The sequence below is a fragment of the Streptomyces sp. NPDC001108 genome (genome assembly GCF_053598535.1).
Genome location: NZ_JBSFKL010000010.1, coordinates 162325 through 183887, shown reverse-complemented (window position 1 = coordinate 183887; position 21563 = coordinate 162325). Strand labels below are relative to the sequence as shown.

At 71.9% G+C, this 21563-nt stretch carries 19 protein-coding genes; 8 read left to right on the top strand and 11 right to left on the bottom strand.

Translation table 11 applies throughout. The features are described from left to right. Positions 1–134 precede the first annotated feature (134 nt). Complete coding sequence (locus ACWC97_RS22935) at positions 135–1097, bottom strand: helix-turn-helix transcriptional regulator (RefSeq protein ID WP_450651240.1); 963 nt, start codon at positions 1095–1097, stop codon at positions 135–137. Positions 1098–1316: 219 nt separating this feature from the next. Here ACWC97_RS22935 and ACWC97_RS22930 point away from each other — a divergent pair, with 219 nt between their 5' ends. Then, positions 1317–2900 (top strand): MFS transporter, encoded by a 1584-nt coding sequence (locus ACWC97_RS22930; protein WP_450651238.1) that lies wholly within the window; start codon positions 1317–1319, stop codon positions 2898–2900. 118 nt (positions 2901–3018) lie between these two features. Here the strand turns inward: ACWC97_RS22930 and ACWC97_RS22925 are convergent, their stop codons facing one another. The 3 genes from ACWC97_RS22925 to ACWC97_RS22915 all read right to left on the bottom strand — a co-directional run bounded on the left by ACWC97_RS22925 (position 3019) and on the right by ACWC97_RS22915 (position 6344). After that, entirely contained in the window at positions 3019–3789 is a 771-nt protein-coding gene (locus tag ACWC97_RS22925) for a DUF6227 family protein (protein WP_450651236.1), read from the bottom strand. A 142-nt stretch (positions 3790–3931) separates the two neighbouring features. Further along, positions 3932–5140, bottom strand: a complete 1209-nt coding sequence (locus ACWC97_RS22920) for a P1 family peptidase (RefSeq protein WP_450651234.1) — start codon at positions 5138–5140, stop codon at positions 3932–3934. A 40-nt stretch (positions 5141–5180) separates the two neighbouring features. Then, positions 5181–6344: a low temperature requirement protein A gene (locus tag ACWC97_RS22915; protein ID WP_450651233.1), complete on the bottom strand. Its 1164-nt coding sequence runs from the start codon at positions 6342–6344 to the stop codon at positions 5181–5183. A 124-nt stretch (positions 6345–6468) separates the two neighbouring features. Here ACWC97_RS22915 and ACWC97_RS22910 point away from each other — a divergent pair, with 124 nt between their 5' ends. The 6 genes from ACWC97_RS22910 to ACWC97_RS22885 are packed head-to-tail and all read left to right on the top strand — an operon-like array spanning position 6469 to position 11892. Next, a complete protein-coding gene (locus tag ACWC97_RS22910; RefSeq protein WP_352278149.1) occupies positions 6469–7632 on the top strand; it encodes an MFS transporter in 1164 nt (387 codons plus the stop codon). Further along, positions 7629–9986 carry a molybdopterin oxidoreductase family protein gene (locus ACWC97_RS22905; RefSeq protein WP_450651231.1) on the top strand — a complete coding sequence of 786 codons (2358 nt, stop codon included), beginning with the start codon at positions 7629–7631 and terminating at the stop codon, positions 9984–9986. Before ACWC97_RS22910 ends, ACWC97_RS22905 begins: the two co-directional genes overlap by 4 nt. A gap of 6 nt (positions 9987–9992) precedes the next feature. Further along, positions 9993–10595, top strand: a complete 603-nt coding sequence (locus tag ACWC97_RS22900; RefSeq protein ID WP_352278151.1) for a 4Fe-4S dicluster domain-containing protein — start codon at positions 9993–9995, stop codon at positions 10593–10595. Continuing rightward, a complete protein-coding gene (locus ACWC97_RS22895) occupies positions 10592–11263 on the top strand; it encodes a Rieske (2Fe-2S) protein (protein WP_450651229.1) in 672 nt (223 codons plus the stop codon). Before ACWC97_RS22900 ends, ACWC97_RS22895 begins: the two co-directional genes overlap by 4 nt. Before the next feature lie 32 nt (positions 11264–11295). Continuing rightward, a complete protein-coding gene (locus tag ACWC97_RS22890) occupies positions 11296–11667 on the top strand; it encodes a hypothetical protein (protein WP_450651370.1) in 372 nt (123 codons plus the stop codon). Between the two features lie 21 nt (positions 11668–11688). Then, positions 11689–11892 (top strand): hypothetical protein, encoded by a 204-nt coding sequence (locus ACWC97_RS22885; protein WP_352278157.1) that lies wholly within the window; start codon positions 11689–11691, stop codon positions 11890–11892. 55 nt (positions 11893–11947) lie between these two features. On the opposite strand, the gene ACWC97_RS22880 is transcribed toward ACWC97_RS22885, so the two are convergent. The 6 genes from ACWC97_RS22880 to ACWC97_RS22855 form a co-directional block, all read right to left on the bottom strand. Further along, positions 11948–12418, bottom strand: a complete 471-nt coding sequence (locus ACWC97_RS22880) for an MscL family protein (protein ID WP_352278159.1) — start codon at positions 12416–12418, stop codon at positions 11948–11950. A 129-nt stretch (positions 12419–12547) separates the two neighbouring features. Next, the gene (locus ACWC97_RS22875) at positions 12548–13015 is read right to left on the bottom strand and encodes a hypothetical protein (protein WP_450651226.1); all 468 of its coding nucleotides are present in this window, start codon (positions 13013–13015) and stop codon (positions 12548–12550) included. A gap of 402 nt (positions 13016–13417) precedes the next feature. Then, complete coding sequence (locus ACWC97_RS22870; protein ID WP_385206987.1) at positions 13418–14251, bottom strand: S-methyl-5'-thioadenosine phosphorylase; 834 nt, start codon at positions 14249–14251, stop codon at positions 13418–13420. An 88-nt stretch (positions 14252–14339) separates the two neighbouring features. Continuing rightward, positions 14340–14684 carry an FmdB family zinc ribbon protein gene (locus ACWC97_RS22865; RefSeq protein WP_352278164.1) on the bottom strand — a complete coding sequence of 115 codons (345 nt, stop codon included), beginning with the start codon at positions 14682–14684 and terminating at the stop codon, positions 14340–14342. Positions 14685–14750: 66 nt separating this feature from the next. Further along, positions 14751–16034, bottom strand: coding sequence for an MFS transporter (locus tag ACWC97_RS22860; RefSeq protein WP_352278166.1), 1284 nt, complete (start codon positions 16032–16034; stop codon positions 14751–14753). Positions 16035–16352: 318 nt separating this feature from the next. Beyond that, positions 16353–17945 (bottom strand): potassium/proton antiporter, encoded by a 1593-nt coding sequence (locus ACWC97_RS22855; protein ID WP_450651224.1) that lies wholly within the window; start codon positions 17943–17945, stop codon positions 16353–16355. Between the two features lie 175 nt (positions 17946–18120). On the opposite strand from ACWC97_RS22855, the gene ACWC97_RS22850 reads away from it, so the two are divergent. Beyond that, on the top strand, positions 18121–20877 hold the full coding sequence (locus ACWC97_RS22850; RefSeq protein ID WP_450651222.1) for a penicillin acylase family protein: 2757 nt from the start codon (positions 18121–18123) through the stop codon (positions 20875–20877). Between the two features lie 10 nt (positions 20878–20887). Here ACWC97_RS22850 and ACWC97_RS22845 read toward each other — a convergent pair whose 3' ends face one another. Continuing rightward, positions 20888–21469 carry a 5-formyltetrahydrofolate cyclo-ligase gene (locus ACWC97_RS22845; protein ID WP_352278169.1) on the bottom strand — a complete coding sequence of 194 codons (582 nt, stop codon included), beginning with the start codon at positions 21467–21469 and terminating at the stop codon, positions 20888–20890. Positions 21470–21563: the final 94 nt, after the last annotated feature.

Genomic DNA, 21563 nt, shown 5'->3' with positions numbered 1-21563 from the left:
CACCCCCCCTGGCGCCGGGGCTCATTTCTTTGGCCCGGGCCCCTTCCTCCGCAGGCCGCCGGGCCCCCGGGTCGCAGGGGGGCCGGGCCGCATGGGTGCAGAGGGTCGGAGCGTCGCGCGTCGCGGAGGCCCCTTCAGTGGTTCGCCGCGCGGGTCAGGCGGGCGCCCAGCCGGGCCAGGTGGTCCACCAGCTGCGGCGGCTCGTGCACGGTGAACTCGCAGTCCACCAATGCCAGCCGGAGCGCCACCCACTCCAGCGAGTCCGCGAGCACCGCCCGCAGCCGGCAGCCGTTTTCCCCGGTCCGCTCCAGCGGCCTCATCGACCCCGGCAGCCGCGCTGCGACGAACTCGGCCGGAGCCGCGAAACTCACGTCCACCGCCAGCTCCGGCTGCCGCCGGGCGATGGACCCGGCGAGGAACTCCGCCGCGTCCCCGGTGGGCAGCTCGCGCGGTGTGAAGCGGGCCCCGGTCGCGAACGGCTCGCTGACCCGGTCGACCCGGAACGTGCGCCAGTCCTCGCGCCCGAGGTCGTACGCGACGAGGTACCACCGCCACCCCGTGCTCACCAGCCGGTACGGCTCGGCCTCCCGCTTCGTCCCCGTACCGTCGCCCGCCCGGTAGGAGAACCGCAGCCGCTCCTTCCCGGTGACCGCCGCCGCCATCACCGTCAGCGTCCGCGGATCGACGGCCGAGCCGTCACCCCTGGCCAGCGGCATCGTCGCGTTCTGCAGGACCGAGACCCGGTGCCGCAGCCGGGACGGCAGCACCTGCTCCAGCTTGGCCAGCGCCCGTACGGATGCCTCGTCCACCCCTTCGATGGCGTGCCCCGCCCCCGCCCGCAGCCCCACCGCGATGGCCACCGCCTCCTCGTCGTCGAGGACCAGCGGCGGCATCGCGGCGCCCGCGACGAGCCGGTAGCCGCCGACCGAGCCCCGGGTGGCCTCGACCGGATAGCCCAGCTCGCGCAGCCGGTCGATGTCGCGGCGGATGGTGCGCGGGCTGACGTCGAGCCGCTCGGCCAGCTCGCTGCCCGGCCACTCCCGGGGCGTCTGGAGGAGCGACAACAGGTTCAGCAGTCGTGCCGGAGTGTCGGTCATGGCTGGCCTTCCGCCGGTGTTCGGGCATCCAGGGACGGGGTGTCCGGTGTCGTCCGGAGTGTCGGGCGTCCAAGCGACGGTCGCCCGTCGTCCAGCCGCCCGGACAGCGGCCGCCCTGCCAGCAGCCGTCCGGAGTGGCCGCCCGGTGTGTCGGGCGTCCCCTCAGGATGATGGCCCATTGGGTCATTACCTGACCTAATGGCTGTCTAGGTTGTCCCCATGACTTCCTCCTCATCTCTGTCGTCCGCTCCATCCGGACCCGCGGCGTCCCCGGACCCGTCGGACCGGCGGCGCTGGTTCGCGCTCGCCATCGTGATGACCGCGGCCTTCATGGACCTGGTCGACGTCACGATCGTCAACATCGCGATACCGAGCATCCGGGAGGACACCGGAGCCTCGTTCACCTCGATCCAGTGGATCACCGCCGGATACGCCCTGGCCTTCGCCGCCGGCCTGATCACCGGTGGCCGCCTGGGCGACATCTACGGCCGCAAGCGGCTGTTCCTCATCGGCATCGGCGGCTTCACCCTGGCCTCCGCGCTCTGCGGCTTCGCCGTCAACCCGGAGATGCTGGTGGCCTCCCGCATCCTCCAGGGCGGCACCGCCGCGCTGATGGTGCCGCAGGTGCTGTCGATCGTGCACGCCACCTTCCCGGCGCACGAGCGCGGCAAGGTCTTCGGCCTCTTCGGCGCGATCGTCGGCCTCGGAGCGGTCTCCGGACCGCTGCTGGGCGCGCTGCTCACCGAGTGGAACATCGCCGGGCTCGAATGGCGGCCGATCTTCCTGATCAACCTGCCCGTCGGCATCGCCGGTCTGCTCCTCGGCCGGAAGTTCATCACCGAGTCCAAGGCCCCGAAGGCGCTCCGGCTCGACCTGGTCGGCGTCTTCCTGGTCACCCTCGGCATGCTGATGCTGATCTACCCGCTGACCCGTGGCCACGAGCTGGGCTGGCCGCTCTGGGGCCACCTCTCGATGGCCGGCAGCCTGCTGGTCTTCCTCGCGCTGGTGCTGTTCGAGCGGGCCAAGAAGCGGCGGAGCGGATCGCCGCTGATCGAACTGGACCTGTTCCGCGTCAAGAGCTTCGCCGCGGGCATCGCCGTCCAGCTGACCTTCGGCGTCGGGCTCGGCATCTTCTTCCTGGTCTGGACGCTGTACATGCAGATGGGGCTCGGCTGGAGCGCGCTGCGGGCCGGTCTGACCGGGGTGCCGTTCTCGGTCGCCGTCTCGGTCGCCGCCGGGATCTCCGTGCAGAAGCTGGTGCCCCGGTTCGGCCGCAAGGTCCTCCAGGCCGGTGCGCTGCTGATGGTCACGGGACTGTTGATCTACATCTGGGAGTCCGACCACTACGGCATGGCGATCACGTCCTGGCAGATGATCCTGCCGCTGACCGTCATGGGGCTCGGCATGGGTCTGATCGTGGCGCCGCTGACCGACGCGGTCCTGTCCGAGGTGCCGAAGGAGCACGCCGGCTCGGCCTCCGGGCTGATCAACACCGTCCAGCAGATGGGCAACGCGCTCGGGCTCGGACTGGTCTCGGTCGTCTTCCTCGGCGCGATCGGCGACCGGCTGATGCCGCAGGAGGTGGGCCCGGCGTTCGCCGAGGCGTTCCGCCACTCGCTGTGGTGGGTGGCCGGGGTGCTCGCGGTGATCTTCCTGGTGATGTTCGCGCTGCCCGCGCGGCCGCGCCAGCACCTGGAGGGCGGCGACGAGCCCGACGCGGGCGCCGCCGACAACGCCTCCGAGGACGCCGGGGCGGCGACGGACGGCGTCGAGGACGCCAGGAAGCCCGCGCTGACTCCCTGACGACCGGCCTCCGCCTCTCTGACGACCGGCCTCCGCGCCGCACACGGTGCCCGCGCCCCGCTCCGGGGCGCGGGCACCGTCATGTCCACGTGGTCCGGATCGCGGGGCGCGGCCCCGGTCAGCAGATGTGGGTGCGGTTCTCCATCACGCCGCGCGCGGTGTCCTCGTCCCCGTACACCTCGCACATGTGGCGGCCGTCCGGGGTGGCCGTGTGCTCGACCTCCCACAGGCTCGTCTCGCTGCCGTCGAGCAGCAGGAAGGCGTGCTCGTACAGGGTGAATCCGGCGTCCCGCCCCTCCACCTGGCAGTGGCGGCCGCAGACCTGGGTGATGTGGTGGGCGAAGGCGGCGCGCAGCAGCCGGGCGGTCTCCTCGCCGGGACCGTCGCTGTTCTCGGCGCGGCGCAGGACGCGGCGGGCGTGGTCGGCGGAGTTGTCCGGCGCGTACTCCCGGGGGAGCGGGGCCGGGGGAGCCGCCATCAGGAACGAGAGCGTCTCCAGGTCGGTCTGGACCGCGTCGTCCGCGAAGACCGGGACGTCGCCGAGGCTGCCCGCCAGCCGGGCCGCGGCCACCTGGGCGTCGCCCTCGTCGTCGTACAGCTCGTGGTGCGTGAGGGCGGGCTCCGTACGTGCCTGCGGGCCGGCCGTGCTCCGCGGCCCGCCGTGGACCAGCTCCCACAGGCTGAGCGTCGAACCGTCCGACAGGAGGTACGTGTGCCGGTAGGTCTCGCGGTGGAGCACGGAACTGTGGTGCGAGGAGTGCAGGGAACTGCTGTGGGCGAGCGCGGTACCGAGTCTTTCGACCGTGCTGTCGGGCAGGTCGAAAGAGTTGAGTGCCCGTCGCAGGAGTCGGTCGAGGTGCTGCTCGGTTGTCTCGTACGGATCGCTCAAGGTGCTGTCTCCAGGCCGTCGCCGCGTGTTACTTGCTGCGTGCTTAACGTAGTCCCTGGGGCCGACATCGTGGCCGGGGTTCGGGAAAACGTATGGCGCACGAGGATGGTTCCTGATGGTTCGTCCGAATGTCCGAACTGCCCTATCCGGCGGGCAAGTCGGGAGCCGGCGGCCCGTCCCCCGGCGCGGGCGAGGGGCGTGCCCGTATGCCGTACAGGTCGCTGTACGAGGGGTAACAGCCGCCGTCGGGGCGGGCGTCGACGCCGTGGGCCGCGCGGACCGCCTTCACGATGGCCCGCGCCAGCACCTCCGCCCCGGCCGCCAGCAGCTCGTTGAACGGTGCGGGGCCGCCCGGGGCGAGCGGCAGGGCACCCGTGGCCAGCGCGAAGACGGTGTCCCCGTCGGTGAGCAGATGCACCGGGCGCACGGCGCGCGCGAGCCCGTCGTGCGCCGTGCCCGCGAGCTTCTGCGCCTGCGCCCGGGTGAGGTCGGCGTCCGTGGCGACCACGGCCAGTGTGGTGTTGAGCGGCGGCCGGGCGTTGGCCTCCCGCAGCTCGGCCAGGCGATCCGCCGCCGCGCGCACGGTGTCGGGCGCCGGGTGGTGCGCCGGCGCTCCGGCGGCGCCGTACTCCCCGTACAGCACGCCGGTGCGCGGATCGACGACCGAACCCGCCGCGTTCACCGCCGCGAGCGCCGCCACCGTGATCCCGGAGGGCAGCCGGAGGCTCGCGGTGCCCACGCCGCCCTTGAGCGAACCGGCCACCGCCCCCGTGCCGGCCCCCACGCATCCCTCGGGTACCGGCGCCCCCGGCCCCGTACCCGCCGCGTCCTCCACCGCTGCGCGGCCCGTTCCGGCATCCGGGCGGGCCCGCCAGTCACCGCCCCGCCCCAGGTCGAAGAGGCAGGCGGCGGGGACCACCGGCACCACCTGTGCGGGATCGGGGCCGACCCGCACCCCGCGCCCCCGCTCCTCCAGCCAGGCCATCACGCCGGACGCCGCGTCCAGCCCGTACGCGCTGCCGCCGGTCAGGACCACGGCGTCGATCCGCTGCACCAGGTTGCGCGGATCGAGCGCGTCCGTCTCCCGCGTGCCGGGGCCGCCACCGCGTACGTCGACGGCCGCGACGACCCCGCCCTCGGGTGCCAGGACCACGGTCGTCCCGCTCAGCGCGCCCGCGCCGGGCACCTGGGCATGACCGACGCACAGCCCCGCCACATCGGTCAGCGCGTCCAGCGGCCCGGCAGCGGGCGGTCCGGAGTCGAGCGGTCCGGCAGCGGGCGGTCCGGAGTCCAGTGGTCCGGTAGTGGGCGGTCCGGTGCGCTCCGCCGGTCCCCGGGGTGCTTCCGTCATCCGCAGCTCCTCATCACGCCGCCCTGCCCGCACACCGCGCTCAGTCCGCCGCCGACACGGACCGCCGGGACAGCAGCACCCCGGCGGCCACCGCCGCCGAGGCCACCAGACCGGCCGCGAGCACCGCCCACCCGCCGACGAACGTGCAGGCCAGGATGGCCGCTGCGGCCACGGGGAGCGGCAACTGCTCCGCGAGGTCGCGCTTGAAGTGGCGGGCGTGCAGCGCCCATACCGTCAGCAGGAAGAGCGCGGAGGGGAGGGTCACCGCGGCGGCGGCCACCGTGGTCGGGACATGGGCCTTGCCCACGGCCTCCTCCACCGAGACCTCGATGCCCGCGCCGATGGCCGCCGCGGAACCGAGGATCAGATAGTGCCCGTACCCCCAGAGGAACGCTTCCCTGCTTCCGCGCAGGTAGTCATGGATCGGCACGGCGAAATAGATCCACCAGGCGGAGAAGACGATCAGCAGCCCGCCCGCGGCGATCGGCAGCAGCTCGCCGAGCGCGTCGTGCTCGTCCAGCGCCTCCTGCACCGCGATCGTGGCCGACGCGATCGATTCGCCCAGCACGATGATCGTGAACAGCCCGTACCGCTCCCCGATGTGATGCGGATGCCAGCTCGTCGGCCGGTCGCGCTCGGCGACCGCCGGAACGGTGATCTCCGCGAGCACGAGCACGACGAACACGGCGGCCCGGACCCCGACGGAGGCGTTGCCGGGCAGGAACAGCATGGCGATCCAGCCGAGCTGTACCAGCGTGATCCCGGCGGCGTACCGCAGCGCGACCCGCCGCTCGGCGCCCCGGGTGCAGTGCGCGGCGCGCAGCCACTGACTGGTCAGCGCGAGCCGCATCACCACGTACCCGGCGACGACGACCGCCCAGTCGCCCGCGTCGAAGGCGCGCGGCACCCCGGCGGCGAGGACGAGCACCCCGGTGATCTGGACCAGCGTGACGACGCGGTACAGCGTGTCGTCGGTGTCGTACGCCGAGGCGAACCAGCTGAAGTTGACCCACGCCCACCAGATCGCGAAGAAGACGGCCGCGTAGCCGCCGATCCCGGCCAGGGCGTGGCCCCCGGCGACGGCGTGGACCAGCCGCGCGCCCGCCTGGGACACCGCGACCACGAAACAGAGGTCGAAGAAGAGTTCCAGCGGCGTCGACACGCGGTGCTTCTCGGTACGGCTGCGAGCCGTCATGACAGGCATGGCAGCCAGCACACCAGACGCGCGCCACTCGGCCGGAGGGGGGACACCCCCGGACGGAGCAACGATTCACCCACCCGATCCGCAAAACGGGGGTAACCCCCATATACAGACCTATGTTGACGGGGTGACCGAGCCGTCAGACGCCTCCGCCGCCCCCGAACCCGCCCCCGCACAGGCCGACGGGCGCCGGGCCGACGCCCCGGGCACCGGCGGCACGCGCACCGGCGGACCACGCACCGCCGGACCGCGGACCGGCGCCGGTTCCCGCTCCGTCGCCGGCCGCGCGACCGCGGCCGGGGCCGCCGTCTCCGTCCTGCTGATCCTGGCCATCGTGTTCGGCAGCCGGCTGCTGGAGAACTTCGACTCCGCCCTCCTCCCGTACGCCGTCGCCACCGTCTTCCTCGCCTTCGGCGTCGCCTACCGCTACACGGTCTGGGTCTCCGCCCCCGGCGCCCGGCGGCTGTTCAAGCAGGGCTGGCGGAGCTTCTTCTCGGCGGCCAACTTCCGCAGGGCGCCCACCGCGCTGCCCCGGATGATCGCCACCTACCTCGGCTTCCAGAAGTTCCTCGGCGCCCGCTCGCACGCCCGCTGGGCCGCCCACCAGCTGATCTTCTGGGGCTGTGTCCTGGCCGCGCTGATCACCTTCCCGCTGACCTGGGGCTGGTTCACCTTCACCTCCGGCAGCGGCTCGGGCCCCGGCTACGAGATGCGGATCTGGGGGTTCAAGATCCTCGGCTTCGACTCCCTCTCCGTCCCGGGCTGGCTGATGTTCCACGGCCTGGACATCGCCGCCGTGCTCGTCATCCCCGGCGCCGCGTACTTCCTGTGGCGCCGGATGAAGGACCGCGGTGCCATCACCGGGCAGCGCTTCGGCTACGACCTGGTACCGCTGATCGCGCTCATCGTCATCTCGGTGACCGGTCTGCTGCTCACCTTCTCCTCGATCTTCCTGCACGGCGGCGGTTACCAGTTCCTGGCCGTCCTCCACATGGTGGCGGTGGTGTTCACCCTCATCTACATCCCGTTCGGGAAGTTCTTCCACATCGTCCAGCGCCCGGCCGCGGTCGGCATGCAGCTGTTCAAGTACACCTCCCGGCGGGACGAGGAGGTCCGGGGCTGCCGCCGCTGCGAGGAGCCCATCGACACCGGGCCGTACGTCGAGAACCTGCGCGGCACCATGCGCGACCTCGACCTCGGCTTCGACGAGTGGGCCGAGTACTGCCCGCGCTGCAAGCGGGTACTGCGCGGCAGCGCCTATCTCTCCCAGGTGAAGAAGGGCTTCAAGTGACCGCGGACCCGCGCCCGGCCGACCCCGGCGCCACCGTCCCCCGTACCGGCTCCGGCTTCCGTACGGCCGTACCGCTCGACCCGGCGCTCGCCCCGCCCGGCACCCGGGCCTTCCGCGACGCCGGAGGCATCCCCGCCGACCAGTGGCGCGCCGACCAGGAGGGCGAGACGCTCGTCCCCACCCACTGCTGCTTCTGCGGGGTGCAGTGCGGGATGTATCTCCGCGTCGACCACGGCGGCAAGGTCTTCGGCGTCGAACCCCGCAACCACGACATCAACCGGATGCGGCTCTGTCCCAAGGGCATCAACGCGTACCAGCAGGTCAACCACCCCGACCGGCTCACCGCCCCGCTGCTGCGCCGCTCCCGCGACGAACCGTTCCGCGAGGTCTCCTGGGACGAGGCGCTGGACTTCACCGTCTCCGAGATCAAGCGCATCCAGCACAGCTACGGGAACGACGCCTTCGGGCTCCTCGGCGGCGCCAGCCTCTTCTCCGAGAAGACCTACCTGGTCGGCAAGTTCGCCCGGGTCGCCCTCAAGTCCCGGCACGTCGACTACAACGGGCGGCTCTGCATGGTCAGCGCCGCCGGTGCCAACAAGCTGGCCTTCGGCATCGACCGGGCCGGGAACCCCTTCTCCGACATCCTGCTCACCGACTGCCTGCTGATCGCCGGCTCCAACGTCGGCGAGTGCTTCCCCGTGATGACCCAGTACGTGTGGGGAGCCCGGGACCGCGGCGCGAGCCTGATCGTGATCGACCCCCGGGAGACCGCGATCGCCCGCACCGCCGACATCCACGTCGCGCTCAGGCCCGGCACCGACTCGGCGTTCTTCAACTCCGTGCTCCACGTCGTCGTCGAGGAGGGCCTCACCGACGAGGCGTACCTCGCCGCCCACACCACCGGCTGGGCGGAGGTGAAGGCCAAGGTCGCCGAGTACCCGCCGGCCCGCGCCGCCGGGATCTGCGGCATCCCCGCCGAACAGATCGTCCAGGTCGCCCGCACCTTCGCCCGCGCGCCCAGGGCGATGGCCTGGCACGCCCGGGGCATCGAGCACCACTCGCAGGGCGTCGAGAACTGCCTCACCGTGATCAACCTCTGCGCCGCCACCGGCCAGATCGGCAGGCCCGGCGCCGGGTACGGCACCCTCACCGGCCAGGGCAACGGCCAGGGCGGCCGGGAGCACGGGCAGAAGGCCGACCTCCTCCCCGGCGGCCGCTCGATCATGAACGAGGAACACCGGCGGCAGATCTGCGAGATCTGGGGCATCGAGGAGTCCGAACTCCCGCCCGCCGGCACCTCGATGATGGAGATGGTCTGGCAGATGCAGCGCGGCGAGATCCGCGGACTGATCGGCATCTGCAACAACCCCTTCGTCTCCCTCCCCAACTACCGGGTGGTCAAGGACGGGTACGACACCATCGAGTTCCACGCCCAGTTCGACTTCTTCCTCTCCGAGACCGCCGCCAACGCCCACGTCGTCTTCCCCGTCACCACCTGGGCCGAGGACGAAGGGGTGATGGCCAACGCCGAGGCCCGGGTCGTCAAGCACAACAAGGCCCAGGACCCGCCGCCCGGCGTACGCACCGACACCTGGGTGATGTGCGAACTCGCCAGGCGGCTCGGCGCGGGCGACAAGTTCGCCTTCGCCAACTCCCGCGAGGTCTTCGACGAACTGCGGATCGCCTCCGCCGGCACCGTCAACGACTACTACGGCATCACCTACGAACGCCTGGAGGAGACCGGCGGAATCGCCTGGCCCTGCCCCACCACCGACCACCCCGGCACCCCCCGGCTCTTCGAGGACGGGAAGACCTACCACCCCGACGGCAGGATCCATCTCCAGGTCGTCGAGTGGCACGCCCCGATGGACCCGTACGACGACGAGTACCCCATGAGCCTCACCACCGGGCGGACCGTCGCGCACTTCCTCTCCGGCAACCAGACCCGGCGCCTGGGCGCCCTCGTCGAACAGACCCCGCGCCCCTGGGCCGAGCTCCACCCCTCCCACGGCTTCCGCAACGGCGAACCGGTCCGGGTCATCACCCGGCGCGGCAGCGAGGTGTTCCCGGCGCTGGTCACCGAGGCGATCCGCCCCGACACCGTCTTCGTCCCGTACCACTGGCCCGTCCCCACCGCGGCCAACGCGCTCACCATCGACGCCCTCGACCCCCGCTCCAAGATCCCCGAGTACAAGGTGTGCGCCTGCCGCATCGAGCACGCCGAGACGATCGACGAGGTCCCCGCACCCCCCGTAGCACCCGGCCACGTCGCCTATCCGGAGACCCAGGTCTCCCGCACCGACCCGCTGCCGCCCACCTCCCCGCAGGGGCGCGGCACCTCGGAGAGGAGCTGAACGCCCATGATGGGCCGAACGATCTTCATCGACCCGGGGCGCTGCATCGGCTGCCAGGCATGCGTCTCCGCCTGCCGGGAGTGCGACTCGCACCGCGGCAAATCGATGATCCACCTCGACTACACCGACGAGGGCCATTCGGTGGCCTCCCTTCCCACGGTCTGCATGCACTGCGAGGACCCCGTCGCCCCCTGCGCCGAGGTCTGCCCCGCCGACGCGATCCTGGTGACCGCCGACGGCGTGGTCCAACAGGCCGACACCACCCGCTGCATCGGCTGCGCCAACTGCGTCAACGCCTGCCCCTTCGGCGTACCGAAGATTGACCTGCGGGCGAAGCTCCAGATGAAGTGCAACCTCTGCTACGACCGCACCGCCTACGGCCTCGCCCCCATGTGCGCGACGGTCTGCCCGACCGGCGCCCTGTTCTACGGGACCGTCGAGGAACTCCAGGCCGAGCGCCCCGGCGTCCAGGTCGCCGACACCTTCACCTTCGGCCGGAGCGAGGTGCGCACCGGCGTGGCCATGGTCGTGCCCGCCGACCGGGTCCAGTGGCCGGTGCCCGGCGGCCTCCCCGTCGTCGAGATCAATGGGAAGGACGTCCGCCGATGAGCGTCACCGACCAGCCGCCGGCCGGGGACCCGCGCGAAGCCCTGCACGACCGGATCGCCGCGGACTCCCTCACCACCCGGCGCGACTACCTCCGGATCGTGACGACCGTCTCCGGCGGGCTCGCCGTCGGCGGCCTCGGCGTGGCCGCCGGAATCCTGCCGCGCCACGGCGAACTGGAGGACGCCAAGGCGCCCGCGCCGAAGCGGATCGCCGCCCAGCTCCTGCCCGGTGAGTCCCTCGCCTTCCGCTACCCGCAGGAGGAGGACCGGGCGGTCGCCGTACGGCTGGACGACGGCACCCTCGTCGGCTACTCCGCGATCTGCACCCACCTCGCCTGCGCCGTGCTGTGGCGCAAGGACCGGGGGACCGAGGGCGAGCTGTACTGCCCCTGCCACGAGGGGGTCTTCGACGCCCGGACCGGCGAGGTCACCGCCGGTCCGCCGCCCCGCCCACTGCCCAAGGTGGTGCTCGCCGAACAGCCCGACGGCAGCATCTGGGCGGTCGGCACGACGCGCTCCGGCGAGAGCGTCCAGCACGGCCTGTGCCGTCAGCTCGGCGAGAACCGTCCGGACCTCGCCTCCCGGATCGGCTGCCCGAACGTCAGGGACGGCGGCGCGGAGGCCCCCGACGCCGGCACCGCCGCCGGTCACCCGGGCAGGCCGTCATGACCGGCTCCCCGCAGCCCGGCGGCGACCGGCCCATGGGCCCGAATGCGGGGGACCAGCGGTACCCGGAGTACCACCCGGGCAGCGCCCGCCCCGAGCTGAACCGGCCCGTCCACGAGCGCTACCCGCAGATCCGGGCCACCAGCGGCTACGGCGACCCCCGGGTCCGCCACACCGGGCCCGGCCCGGGGGCCGGCACCGACCAGGAGCCCGAGCGGTCCTCGAAGCTGACGGCCCGGCTGACCCTCGCCATGACGGTGGTCATCGGCCAGCTCTGGGGGCTGACCGTCGTCATCGACTCCTGGATGGAGGGCCGCACCGGAACCGCCTGGTGGGGCGCGGGCTTCCTCTGCCTGTCGTTCCTCGTCGTCCTCGCGCTGTGGCTGATCGACCCGAAGGACCGCTGACCGCCGCCGTACCCTTGACGTATGAGTACCGCCCCCGCCCCCGGCCCGCGTGATCCGGAGCAGCAGCCGGCTCCGAAACCGAGACCGGCGCTGGTCTTCGACGATCCGCTGGACCAGCAGTCCTCGGACGATACGGACCAGGGATGGGGCGAGCGGGCCCCGGCCGGTGGCAGCGCCGCCGATCTGGCGCGCTTCCTCGACGAGAAGCCGCCCCACCACATCTGACGTTCCGCGCCGTGGTGGTCGGGTGGCGCCGCCACCCGCTCCCACGGCGCCGGGGTCACCCCGTCGGGCCGCCGCGCTGGGCGACCAGGGTGTCGCGGATCTCCTTCAGCACCTCCAGCTCGCTCACCTCCAGCGTCTCCTGGACGCCGTCCTTCGCCGCCTGCATCGCCGCCCGCCTGGCGAGGTACTTCGACATCGGCAGGATCAGCAGGAAGTAGACGACCGCGGCCGTGATCACGAAGCCGATCGCGGCACTGAGCACCGAACCCCACAGGATGCGGATGCCCTCGGTCGCCTCGCCCGTCTTCGGGTCCGTGACGCACGGACCCTTGAGGCAGGAGCTGTAGCTCTCCAGGTCCTTGGTGCCGAACGCACCGACCAGCGGATTGATGACGCCCTTGACGAACGCGTTCACGATCTGGGTGAACGCGGCGCCGATGACGACCGCGACCGCGAGATCGACGACATTGCCGCGGGTCAGGAAGGCTTTGAACCCTTCCAGCAGACCGACCTTCTTCTCCTTCACGGATGAGCCTTCCTTCGCATGTGCCGTGGACCGAGCAGACTCGGGTGAAATGTACGGCAGTAAGCGGAGAAAACGCCCCATTCCGGTGCGCGGCAAGGCGAGGTGATCGGTCGCCAGTACGAATGAAGCTCAGCACAGGGTCACCGCCAGCGGGGACGAGATGGCCGCGCCCGCCAGTGCGGTGGCCGTGGACCGGGGGACGGACAGCACGATCAGCGCGCCGTCCCGGCCGGCGTCCTCGACCGGGGGCGGCGGCACCTCGGCGACCAGCGCCCCCTTCGCCAGCACCCGCACCCCGTCGCCGTCCCCGGCGTCGCTCCCGGGCCCGCCCCGCCCCGCCGAGACCACGTCGACCCGGTCGCCGGGGCGCAGGAGGCGCACCGCCCCCGCGTCCGCGATCCGGACCGGCGCGGAGACCCGCCGCCCCGGTGGCCGGCCCCGCTCCGGCACCTCCCCGGCTCCGCTCCCCGCCCCGTACGCGGCCGCGCCGCCCGGCGCCGTACCGCCCCCGCCCGGCACCGTGACGCCGAGCACGGCGGCCGTCAGGGCCAGCCCGGCGGCCAGCGCCCGACGCTGCCGCCACAGGGCCTGCCGCAACCGGCGCCCTCCGCCTCCGCGCACCCGTAACGGCTCGAAGGCGGGCACCTCACGCGTGGGCGGTACCGAGGAAGGAGCGGGTCGCGCGAAGGAGAAAGCGGCCGGAGTCGCGGCCGGGGCGGTCGACGGCGAGGCGGAAGGAGGGGCGGTCGGCGGCAGCGGGGCAGGGGGAGGGGCGGAAGGAAACACGGTGGGCACCACCTGTCGTGAGGAGATCCGGGCGGACTCCCCTCACGATCCACCGTCCGCGCGATCCCCGCCGGAGGCTGTGGACGCTCCCGGGATTGTGGACAACTCCGTCACCCACGCACGCCCCGACAGCCACCCGGACCACTCGGCCCACCCAGCCCATCCCGGACCACTCGGCCCACCTGGGTCACCCGGATCATCTGGACCCCCGGATCACGGCAGCTCGAACCCCGGCTCCATGCCGTCCAGCGCGTGCGAGCACGGGCAGTCCCGGTCCGCCTCCGCGGGCAGCGCGGCGACCACGTCGAAGAGCACCGAACGCAGCCGGTCCACATTGGCCGCGAACACCTCCAGCACCTCCGCGTGCGAAACGCCCTCACCGGCCTCCGCGCCCGCGTCCAGGTCCGTCACCAGGGTCGTCGTCGTGTAGCAGAGCCCCAGCTCACGGGCGAGGACGGCCTCCGGGTGACCGGTCATCCCGACCACCGACCAACCCATCGCCGCATGCCAGCGCGACTCCGCCCGGGTCGAGAAGCGCGGGCCCTCGACGACCACCAGCGTCCCGCCGTCCACCGGCTCCCAGCCCTTCGCCCGCGCCGCCGCCAGCGCGGCCCGCCGCCCCTCGGGGCAGTACGGGTCGGCGAAGCCCAGGTGCAGCACGTTCGGCCGCACGCCGTCGGCGCGGGGCTCCCCGTCGTAGAAGGTCTGCGTCCGGCTCTTGGTGCGGTCCACCATCTGGTCCGGGACGAGCAGCGTGCCCGGTCCGTACTCCGGGCGCAGGCCGCCCACCGCGCACGGGCCGAGCACCTGGCGCACCCCCACGGAGCGCAGGGCCCACAGGTTGGCCCGGTAGTTGATCCGGTGCGGCGGGAGATGGTGGCCGCGGCCGTGACGGGGGAGGAAGGCGACCCGGCGGCCGCCGACCTCGCCGAGGAAGAGGGAGTCGCTCGGTCGCCCGTACGGGGTGTCCACCTGGACCTCCGTCACGTCCTCCAGGAAGGAGTACAGGCCCGAACCGCCAATGACACCGATCTCTGCGTTCGCCATGCGATCACACTAACGGCGCCGGAAACGCGGGAAGCCCCGGCCGGACGAACCGGCGGGGCTTCCCGGGAAAGAGTGTGGAGCGCGCTGCTCAGGCGGCCGACGTACCGCTCGTCGAGGACGACGAGGACGCGGTGGACGTCGACGCCGAGGAAGAGGACGAGGCGGAAGAGGAGGACGACGAACCGGAGTCGGACGACGTCGAACCGGAACCGGACGTCTTCGTCGACGACGAGGCCGGCGTGCTGCTCGACGAGGAGCCGCGGCTGTCGTTCCGGTAGAAACCGGAACCCTTGAAGACGATGCCGACCGCCGAGAACACCTTCTTCAGGCGTCCGTCGCAGTTCGGGCACACGGTAAGGGCGTCATCGGTGAACTTCTGCACCGCCTCGAGGCCCTCGCCACATTCGGTGCACTGGTACTGATAGGTCGGCACTTGCTCCTCCTGGCACTCTGACTCAATGAGTGCTAACGACGCTCCATACTGACGTATTCCGCTGCATCAGTCCACCGTGACCGGTTCCCGGTGACCGACGCCACGTGCCACGGTCCGCTCCTTCCCGGCCGGAATCAGCCGGGAACGCAGCCCCACCAGGGTGAACAGCGCCAGGACCGTACCGACCAGCGGCACCAGGAATCCGGTGCTCGCCCCGTGGGCGTCCGCGAGCCGCCCGGCCACCGTCACCGCGGCCGCCTGGCCGAGCGCCACCGAGCCCGTGAGCCAGGTGAACGCCTCGGTCCGGGCGGACCCCGGCACCAGCGACTCGACCAGCGTGTACCCGCTGATCAGGGCCGGGGCGATGGAGAGCCCCACCAGCAGACCGAGACCGGCCAGCAGCGGCACCGAGTGCACCGCCCACAGCCCGGACGCGGTCAGGGCCAGTGCCGTGTACCCGGCGATCAGCCGGCGGCGCGGGCCGCTCTTCCAGGCGATGGCGCCGCAGGCGATCCCGGCGAGCATGTTGCCCGCCGCGAAGACCCCGTACAGCAGTCCGTTGGCCCCGGGACGGCCGATCTCCTCGGCGAAGGCGGTCAGCGAGACCTGCATCCCGCCGAAGACCGCGCCGATGCCGAGGAAGGCCACCGCGAGCACCCGTACGCCCGGTACGGACAGGGCGGAGGCGTGCCGCTCGGCGGGGCCGCCGGTGGTGGCGCGCACCGCCGGCTGGGTGCGGTGCTGCGCGGCGAAGAGCAGCCCGCCCAGCAGGGTCAGCGCGGCCTCGGTGATCAGCCCGGCCGCCGGGTGCACCCCGGTGCACAGCGCGGTGGCCAGCACCGGGCCGATGACGAAGGTGAACTCGTCCGTCACGGACTCGAAGGCCGCGGCGGTGGGCAGCAGCGGTGAGGCCGCGCGCCCCGGAGCCGCCCCCAGCAGCGCCGCCCAGCGGGCCCGCACCATGGGGCCGACCTGCGGAACGGACGCGCCCGTGGGCACGGCCGCCAGGAACAGGGCCCACAGCGGCGCACCCGCCAGCGCCAGCGCGGTCAGCGCCGAGACCGACGCCGCGTGCGCCACGACGCCGGGCAGCAGCACGGCGCGCTGCCCGAACCGGTCGGCGAGCTTGCCGGTCTGCGGCGCGAACAGCGCCATGGAGACACCCGTGACGGCGGCGACGGCGCCCGCGCTGCCGTACGAGCCGGTGGTGTGCTGGACCAGGAGCACGATGCCGATGGTCAGCATCGCGAAGGGCTGCCGTGCGGCGAAGCCGGGGAGAAGGAAGGTCCACGCACCGGGGGTGCGCAGCAACTGCCCGTATCCGGGGCGGTCGGTGACCGTGGACGCCACGGTCCATGCCTTTCTGCCGCCTGGTGGCCGGGCATCCGCCGGTCGTCGGCACGGGGCGCCGACGGGCTCGTACGGGTGCTGCCGAGAGCTGTCCTCTTCGCGCGGAACTGCGGTAGATGCCGGGCGCTCAGCAGAGGCGGAGGACGCCACGACCGCCATACGGTCGCGCCAGCTCTGCGTCAGGCAGAGTTGGTCGTTCGGGTTGGTCGATCGGGCCGGCCGACCCCGTACCGGGGACGGACAGCTTCCTTGATGGTACAGGCAGGGGCCCTTGTGAACCTGTGAATGTGCGTGTGGGCCCCTGCCTGGACCGAGGACTCAGACGCCCCGGTGCTGTACCTTCGGCGGCCCGCCGGTTCCCAGCCAGCCCGCGAGCTTGCCGCCCTCGCCGACCGCGCGCAGTCGTTCCTCCGCCGCGTCGCGCACCGGATCGGTGGCGACCACCAGCAGCTCGTCGCCGTGGCGCAGGACCGTGGACGGGGCGGGCACGAAGCTCTTCCCGTCCCGCACCACGAGGGTGACGGCGGCCCCGGACGGCAGTCGCAGCTCGCCGACCTCCACGCCGTGCATCTTCGACCGGCCGGGGATCGCCACGGAGAGCAGATGGCCGCGCAGCCGCTCCAGCGGCGCCGACTCGATGCCCAGGTCGGCGGTCTCGCCCGGATCGTCGGCGATCCTCAGGGCCTTCGCCAGCCAGGGCAGGGTCGGCCCCTGGATGAGGGTGTAGACGATGACGAGGACGAAGACGATGTTGAAGATCCGGGTGGAGCCCTCGACGCCGGAGACCATCGGGATGGTCGCCAGGATGATCGGCACGGCGCCGCGCAGCCCGGCCCAGGACATCAGCGCCTTCTCCTGCCAGGGCAGCTTGAACGGTGCCAGCGAGACGAAGACCTCCAGCGGGCGCGCGACCACGGTCAGCACCAGGCCCACGATGACCGCGGGCCAGAAGTCGTCGAGCAGGTCGTGCGGGGTGACCAGGAGGCCGAGCAGGACGAACATCCCGATCTGGGCCAGCCAGCCGAGCCCGTCCGCGAAGCCGCGGGTGGCCGGCCAGTGCGGCAGCTTGGCGTTGCCGAGGATCATCGAGGCCAGGTAGACGGCGAGGAAGCCGCTGCCGTGGACCATCGCGCCCGCCGCGTACGCGGAGATGGCGATGGCCATCACGGCGATCGGGTAGAGACCGGAGGCGGGGAGCGCCACATGGCGCAGCCCGTACGAGCCGAGCCAGCCGACGGCGATGCCCACGGCCGCGCCGATGGCGAGCTCCAGGGCTATCTCGCCGATCAGGACGTACCAGCTGTCCACCGGGCCCCGGGTGGAGAAGGCGACGACCAGGATGACGACGGGGGCGTCGTTGAAGCCGGACTCCGCCTCCAGGACGCCGGTGACCCGGGCGGGCAGCGGCACCTTGCGGAGCACGGAGAAGACCGCCGCCGCGTCCGTCGACGAGACGACCGCGCCGATGATCAGGGCCTGCCGCCACTCCAGGCCGACCAGGTAGTGGGCCGCGGCCGCCGTGACGCCGACGCTGATCGCGACGCCGACCAGGGAGAGCATCGCCGCGGCGGGCAGCGCCGGGCGGATCTCCTTCCACTTCGTGCCCAGGCCGCCCTCGGCGAGGATCACGACCAGGGCGGCGTAGCCGATGACCTGGGTCAGCTCCGCGTTGTTGAACGAGACGTCGAAGAAGCCGTCCTGCCCCAGCGCGATCCCGATGCCCAGGTAGAGCAGCAGGCTGGGGAGCCCGCTGCGGGACGAGACGCGTACCGCCGCCACCGCGACGAGCAGGACGAGCGAGCAGACGAGCAGGAGTTCGTTGAGCGTGTGGACAGACAGTGGCCGTTCCTTTCCCCGCGTGCGCCTGCCGAGTCGGTCGATCCCCCGGTATCGATCTTCGGCATCGGCCATCTGCGGCCGGTACTTCGTTACCTTACCTAATCTTTAACGCTTTCTTGACGGGTTCAGGCATCCGTACGATCGCTCCGTCGTACGAGTCATCCGCATACCGCGTCGGAGCCTCCCCGGCGCTGCGCCTATGGTTGCTCCTGCACTCCCAGGACCACCTGCCCCTCGAAGGACAGCGATGCCCGCCAATACCACCGCCTCTTCCGACGCCCCCGGCGCTGCCGGTGCGAAGACCGGCCGGAAGAAGGGGCGACGTGCCCGCCTGATCGTCATCGTTCTGGTGCTGGCGCTTGTCGCGGGTATCGGATACGGGGCGTTCTGGTCCGTATCGACCGTGCGGGCCTCGTACCCGCAGACGACCGGCTCGGTCAAGCTCGACGGCCTCGACGCGAACGTCGACGTCAAGCGCGACAGTTACGGCATCCCGCAGCTGTACGCGGACACCGACGCCGACCTCTTCCGCGCCCAGGGCTACGTCCAGGCGCAGGACCGCTTCTGGGAGATGGACGTCCGCCGCCACATGACGGCCGGACGGCTCTCCGAGATGTTCGGCTCCGACCAGGTCGAGACCGACGCCTTCCTGCGCACGCTGGGGTGGCGCAAGGTCGCGCAGGAGGAGTACGACAAGGTCCTGTCCGAGGACACCAAGAAGAACCTCCAGGCGTACGCGGAGGGCGTGAACGCCTACCTCAAGGGGCGTGACGGCAAGGACATCTCCGTCGAGTACGCGGCCCTCGGCTTCACCAACGACTACAAGCCCTCCGAGTGGACCCCGGTCGACTCGGTCGCCTGGCTCAAGGCCATGGCCTGGGACCTGCGCGGCAACATGCAGGACGAGATCGACCGCTCGCTGATGACCAGCAGGCTCGACGCGAAGCAGATCAAGTCCCTGTACCCGGAGTACCCGTACAAGGAGCACCGGCCGATCGTCGAGCAGGGCGCCGTCTCCCCGGTCACCGGGAAGTACGACCCGGAGGCGAAGCCGTCCGACGCCCTCGGCACCGGTACCGGCACCGTCCAGGGCGCCACCGAGGGGCTCAACACCCAGCTCGCCTCGCTCTCCGACACCCTCGACCAGGTCCCGGCGCTGCTCGGCCCGAACGGCAACGGCATCGGCTCCAACTCCTGGGTGGTCTCCGGCAAGTACACGACCACCGACAAGCCGCTGCTGGCCAACGACCCGCACCTGGCGCCGCAACTGCCCTCGCTCTGGTACCAGATGGGCCTGCACTGCCGCGAGATCTCGGCGAAGTGCCAGTACGACACCGCCGGCTACACCTTCTCCGGCATGCCCGGCGTGATCATCGGCCACAACCAGGACATCGCCTGGGGCTTCACCAACCTGGGCGCCGACGTCACCGACCTCTTCCTGGAGAAGGTCTCCGGCAAGGGCTACCTCTACGACGGCAGGACCAAGCCCTTCACCACCCGTGAGGAGACCATCAAGGTCGCGGGCGGCAAGGACCGGACGATCACCGTCCGCGAGACCAACAACGGCCCGCTGGTCTCCGACCGCAGCGGCGAGCTGGAGACGGTCGGCCAGAAGGCCCCCGTCACCGACGGGGCCCCGGACCGCGCCGAGGGCTACGCGATCGCCCTGAAGTGGACCGCGCTCCAGCCCGGCCACTCCATGGACGCCGTCTTCGAGCTCAACCGGGCCAAGGACTTCACCACCTTCCGCAAGGCGGCCGCGCACTTCGAGGTCCCCTCGCAGAACCTGATCTACGCCGACACCAAGGGCAACATCGGCTACCAGGCGCCCGGCACGATCCCGGTGCGCCTCAAGGGCGACGGCACGATGCCCAGCCCCGGCTGGACCTCGGAGTACGGCTGGGAGAAGGATCCGATCCCGTTCGACCAGCTGCCCTACGAGTACAACCCGGAGCGCGGCTACATCGTCACGGCCAACCAGGCCGTCGTCGACGAGAAGAACTACTCCCCCCTGCTGACCAAGGACTGGGGCTACGGCACCCGCAGCCAGCGGATCAACGACCTGATCGAGTCGAAGATCAAGGACGGCGGGAAGATCTCCACCGAGGACATGCAGAAGATGCAGATGGACAACAACAGCGCGATCGCCGCGCTGCTGGTGCCCGAGCTGCTGAAGATCAACATCTCGGACAAGAGCGTCCGCGAGGCGCAGAAGCTCCTGGAGGGCTGGGACTACACCCAGGAGCCCGACTCGGCGGCGGCCGCGTACTTCAACGCGGTCTGGCGCAACGTCCTCAAGCTGGCCTTCGGCAACAAGCTGCCCAAGGAGCTGCGGGTCAAGGGCGAGTGCCTCAACGTGCGCCGGGCCGACGCCTCCGGTCCGGTCGACGAGCAGAACAAGCTGGTGCGCGAGTGCGGCATGCGCGACGCGGACTCGGCCCAGCCCGACGGCGGCGACCGCTGGTACCAGGTGGTCACCGAGCTGATGGACGACCAGGACAACGACTGGTGGAAGACGGCGGGCAACCGCCGCGACGAGCCGACCGAGAACCGCGACCAGCTCTTCGCGCGCGCCATGAAGGACGCCCGCTGGGAGCTGACGGCCAAGCTCGGCAAGGACATCACCACCTGGAACTGGGGTCGGCTGCACCAGCTGACGCTGAAGAACCAGACCCTCGGCACCGCCGGCCCCGACCTGCTCCAGCGGGCCCTCAACCGCGGCCCGTGGAACCTGGGCGGCGGCGAGGCCGCGGTGAACGCCACCGGCTGGAACGCGGCGGGCGGCTACGAGGTCGTCTGGGTGCCGTCGATGCGGATGGTGGTCAACGTGGGCGACTGGGACAAGTCCCGCTGGATCAACCTGACCGGCGCCTCCGGGCACGCGTTCAACGCGCACTACACCGATCAGACCGACAAGTGGGTCAACGGCGAACTGCTCGACTGGTCCTTCGGCACCAACGCCGTCGCCCGGTCGACGACCGACACCCTGACCCTCAAGCCATGACCCGCTGAGGTCAGCGGCCCGTCCGACGGGCCGCGGCCGGTGTCACCACCACGTCGACGGGGTGGTCGTGCGGTTCCTCCGGGACCCGCGCGACCACCTCGTTCTCGTACAGCAGGACGATCAGGGCGGGGTGCGCCCCGGCCGCCGCGAGGCGGGCCAGCACCCGGTCGTAGCTGCCGCCGCCCCGGCCCAGCCGCATGCCGCGCGCGTCGGCGGCCAGTCCGGGCAGCAGCACCGCGTCGGCCTCCAGCACCGCCCCGGGGCCGAGGCGGGGGCCGTCCGGCTCCAGCAGTCCCCGGCCCGCCCGGACGAGCCGGCCGGCCCCCTCGTACGGGGCCCAGTCCAGGTCGTTGTCGGGGAGGAGGACCGGCAGCAGCACCCGGACGCCGTGCTCGCGCAGCGCGTCCAGCAGCACCCGGGTGCCCGGCTCGGTGCCCACCGAGACGTACGCGGCGACGGTGCGGGCCCCGGACAGCTCCGGCAGCGCCCGTGCCCGCCGGGACAGAACCGCCGCGGCGTTCTCCACGTCTTCCCCGGTCAGAAGGCGTCGCGCGGCCAGCAGTTCACGCCGCAGCCGGGCTTTTCGGTCCATCTCGGTGTTCAACCGGCACCCCTGATCTCCCCATGTGCATATAGGCGTACAAAGTTAACCGAAACCTCATCTTCCTCACATACGTACCGGTTAT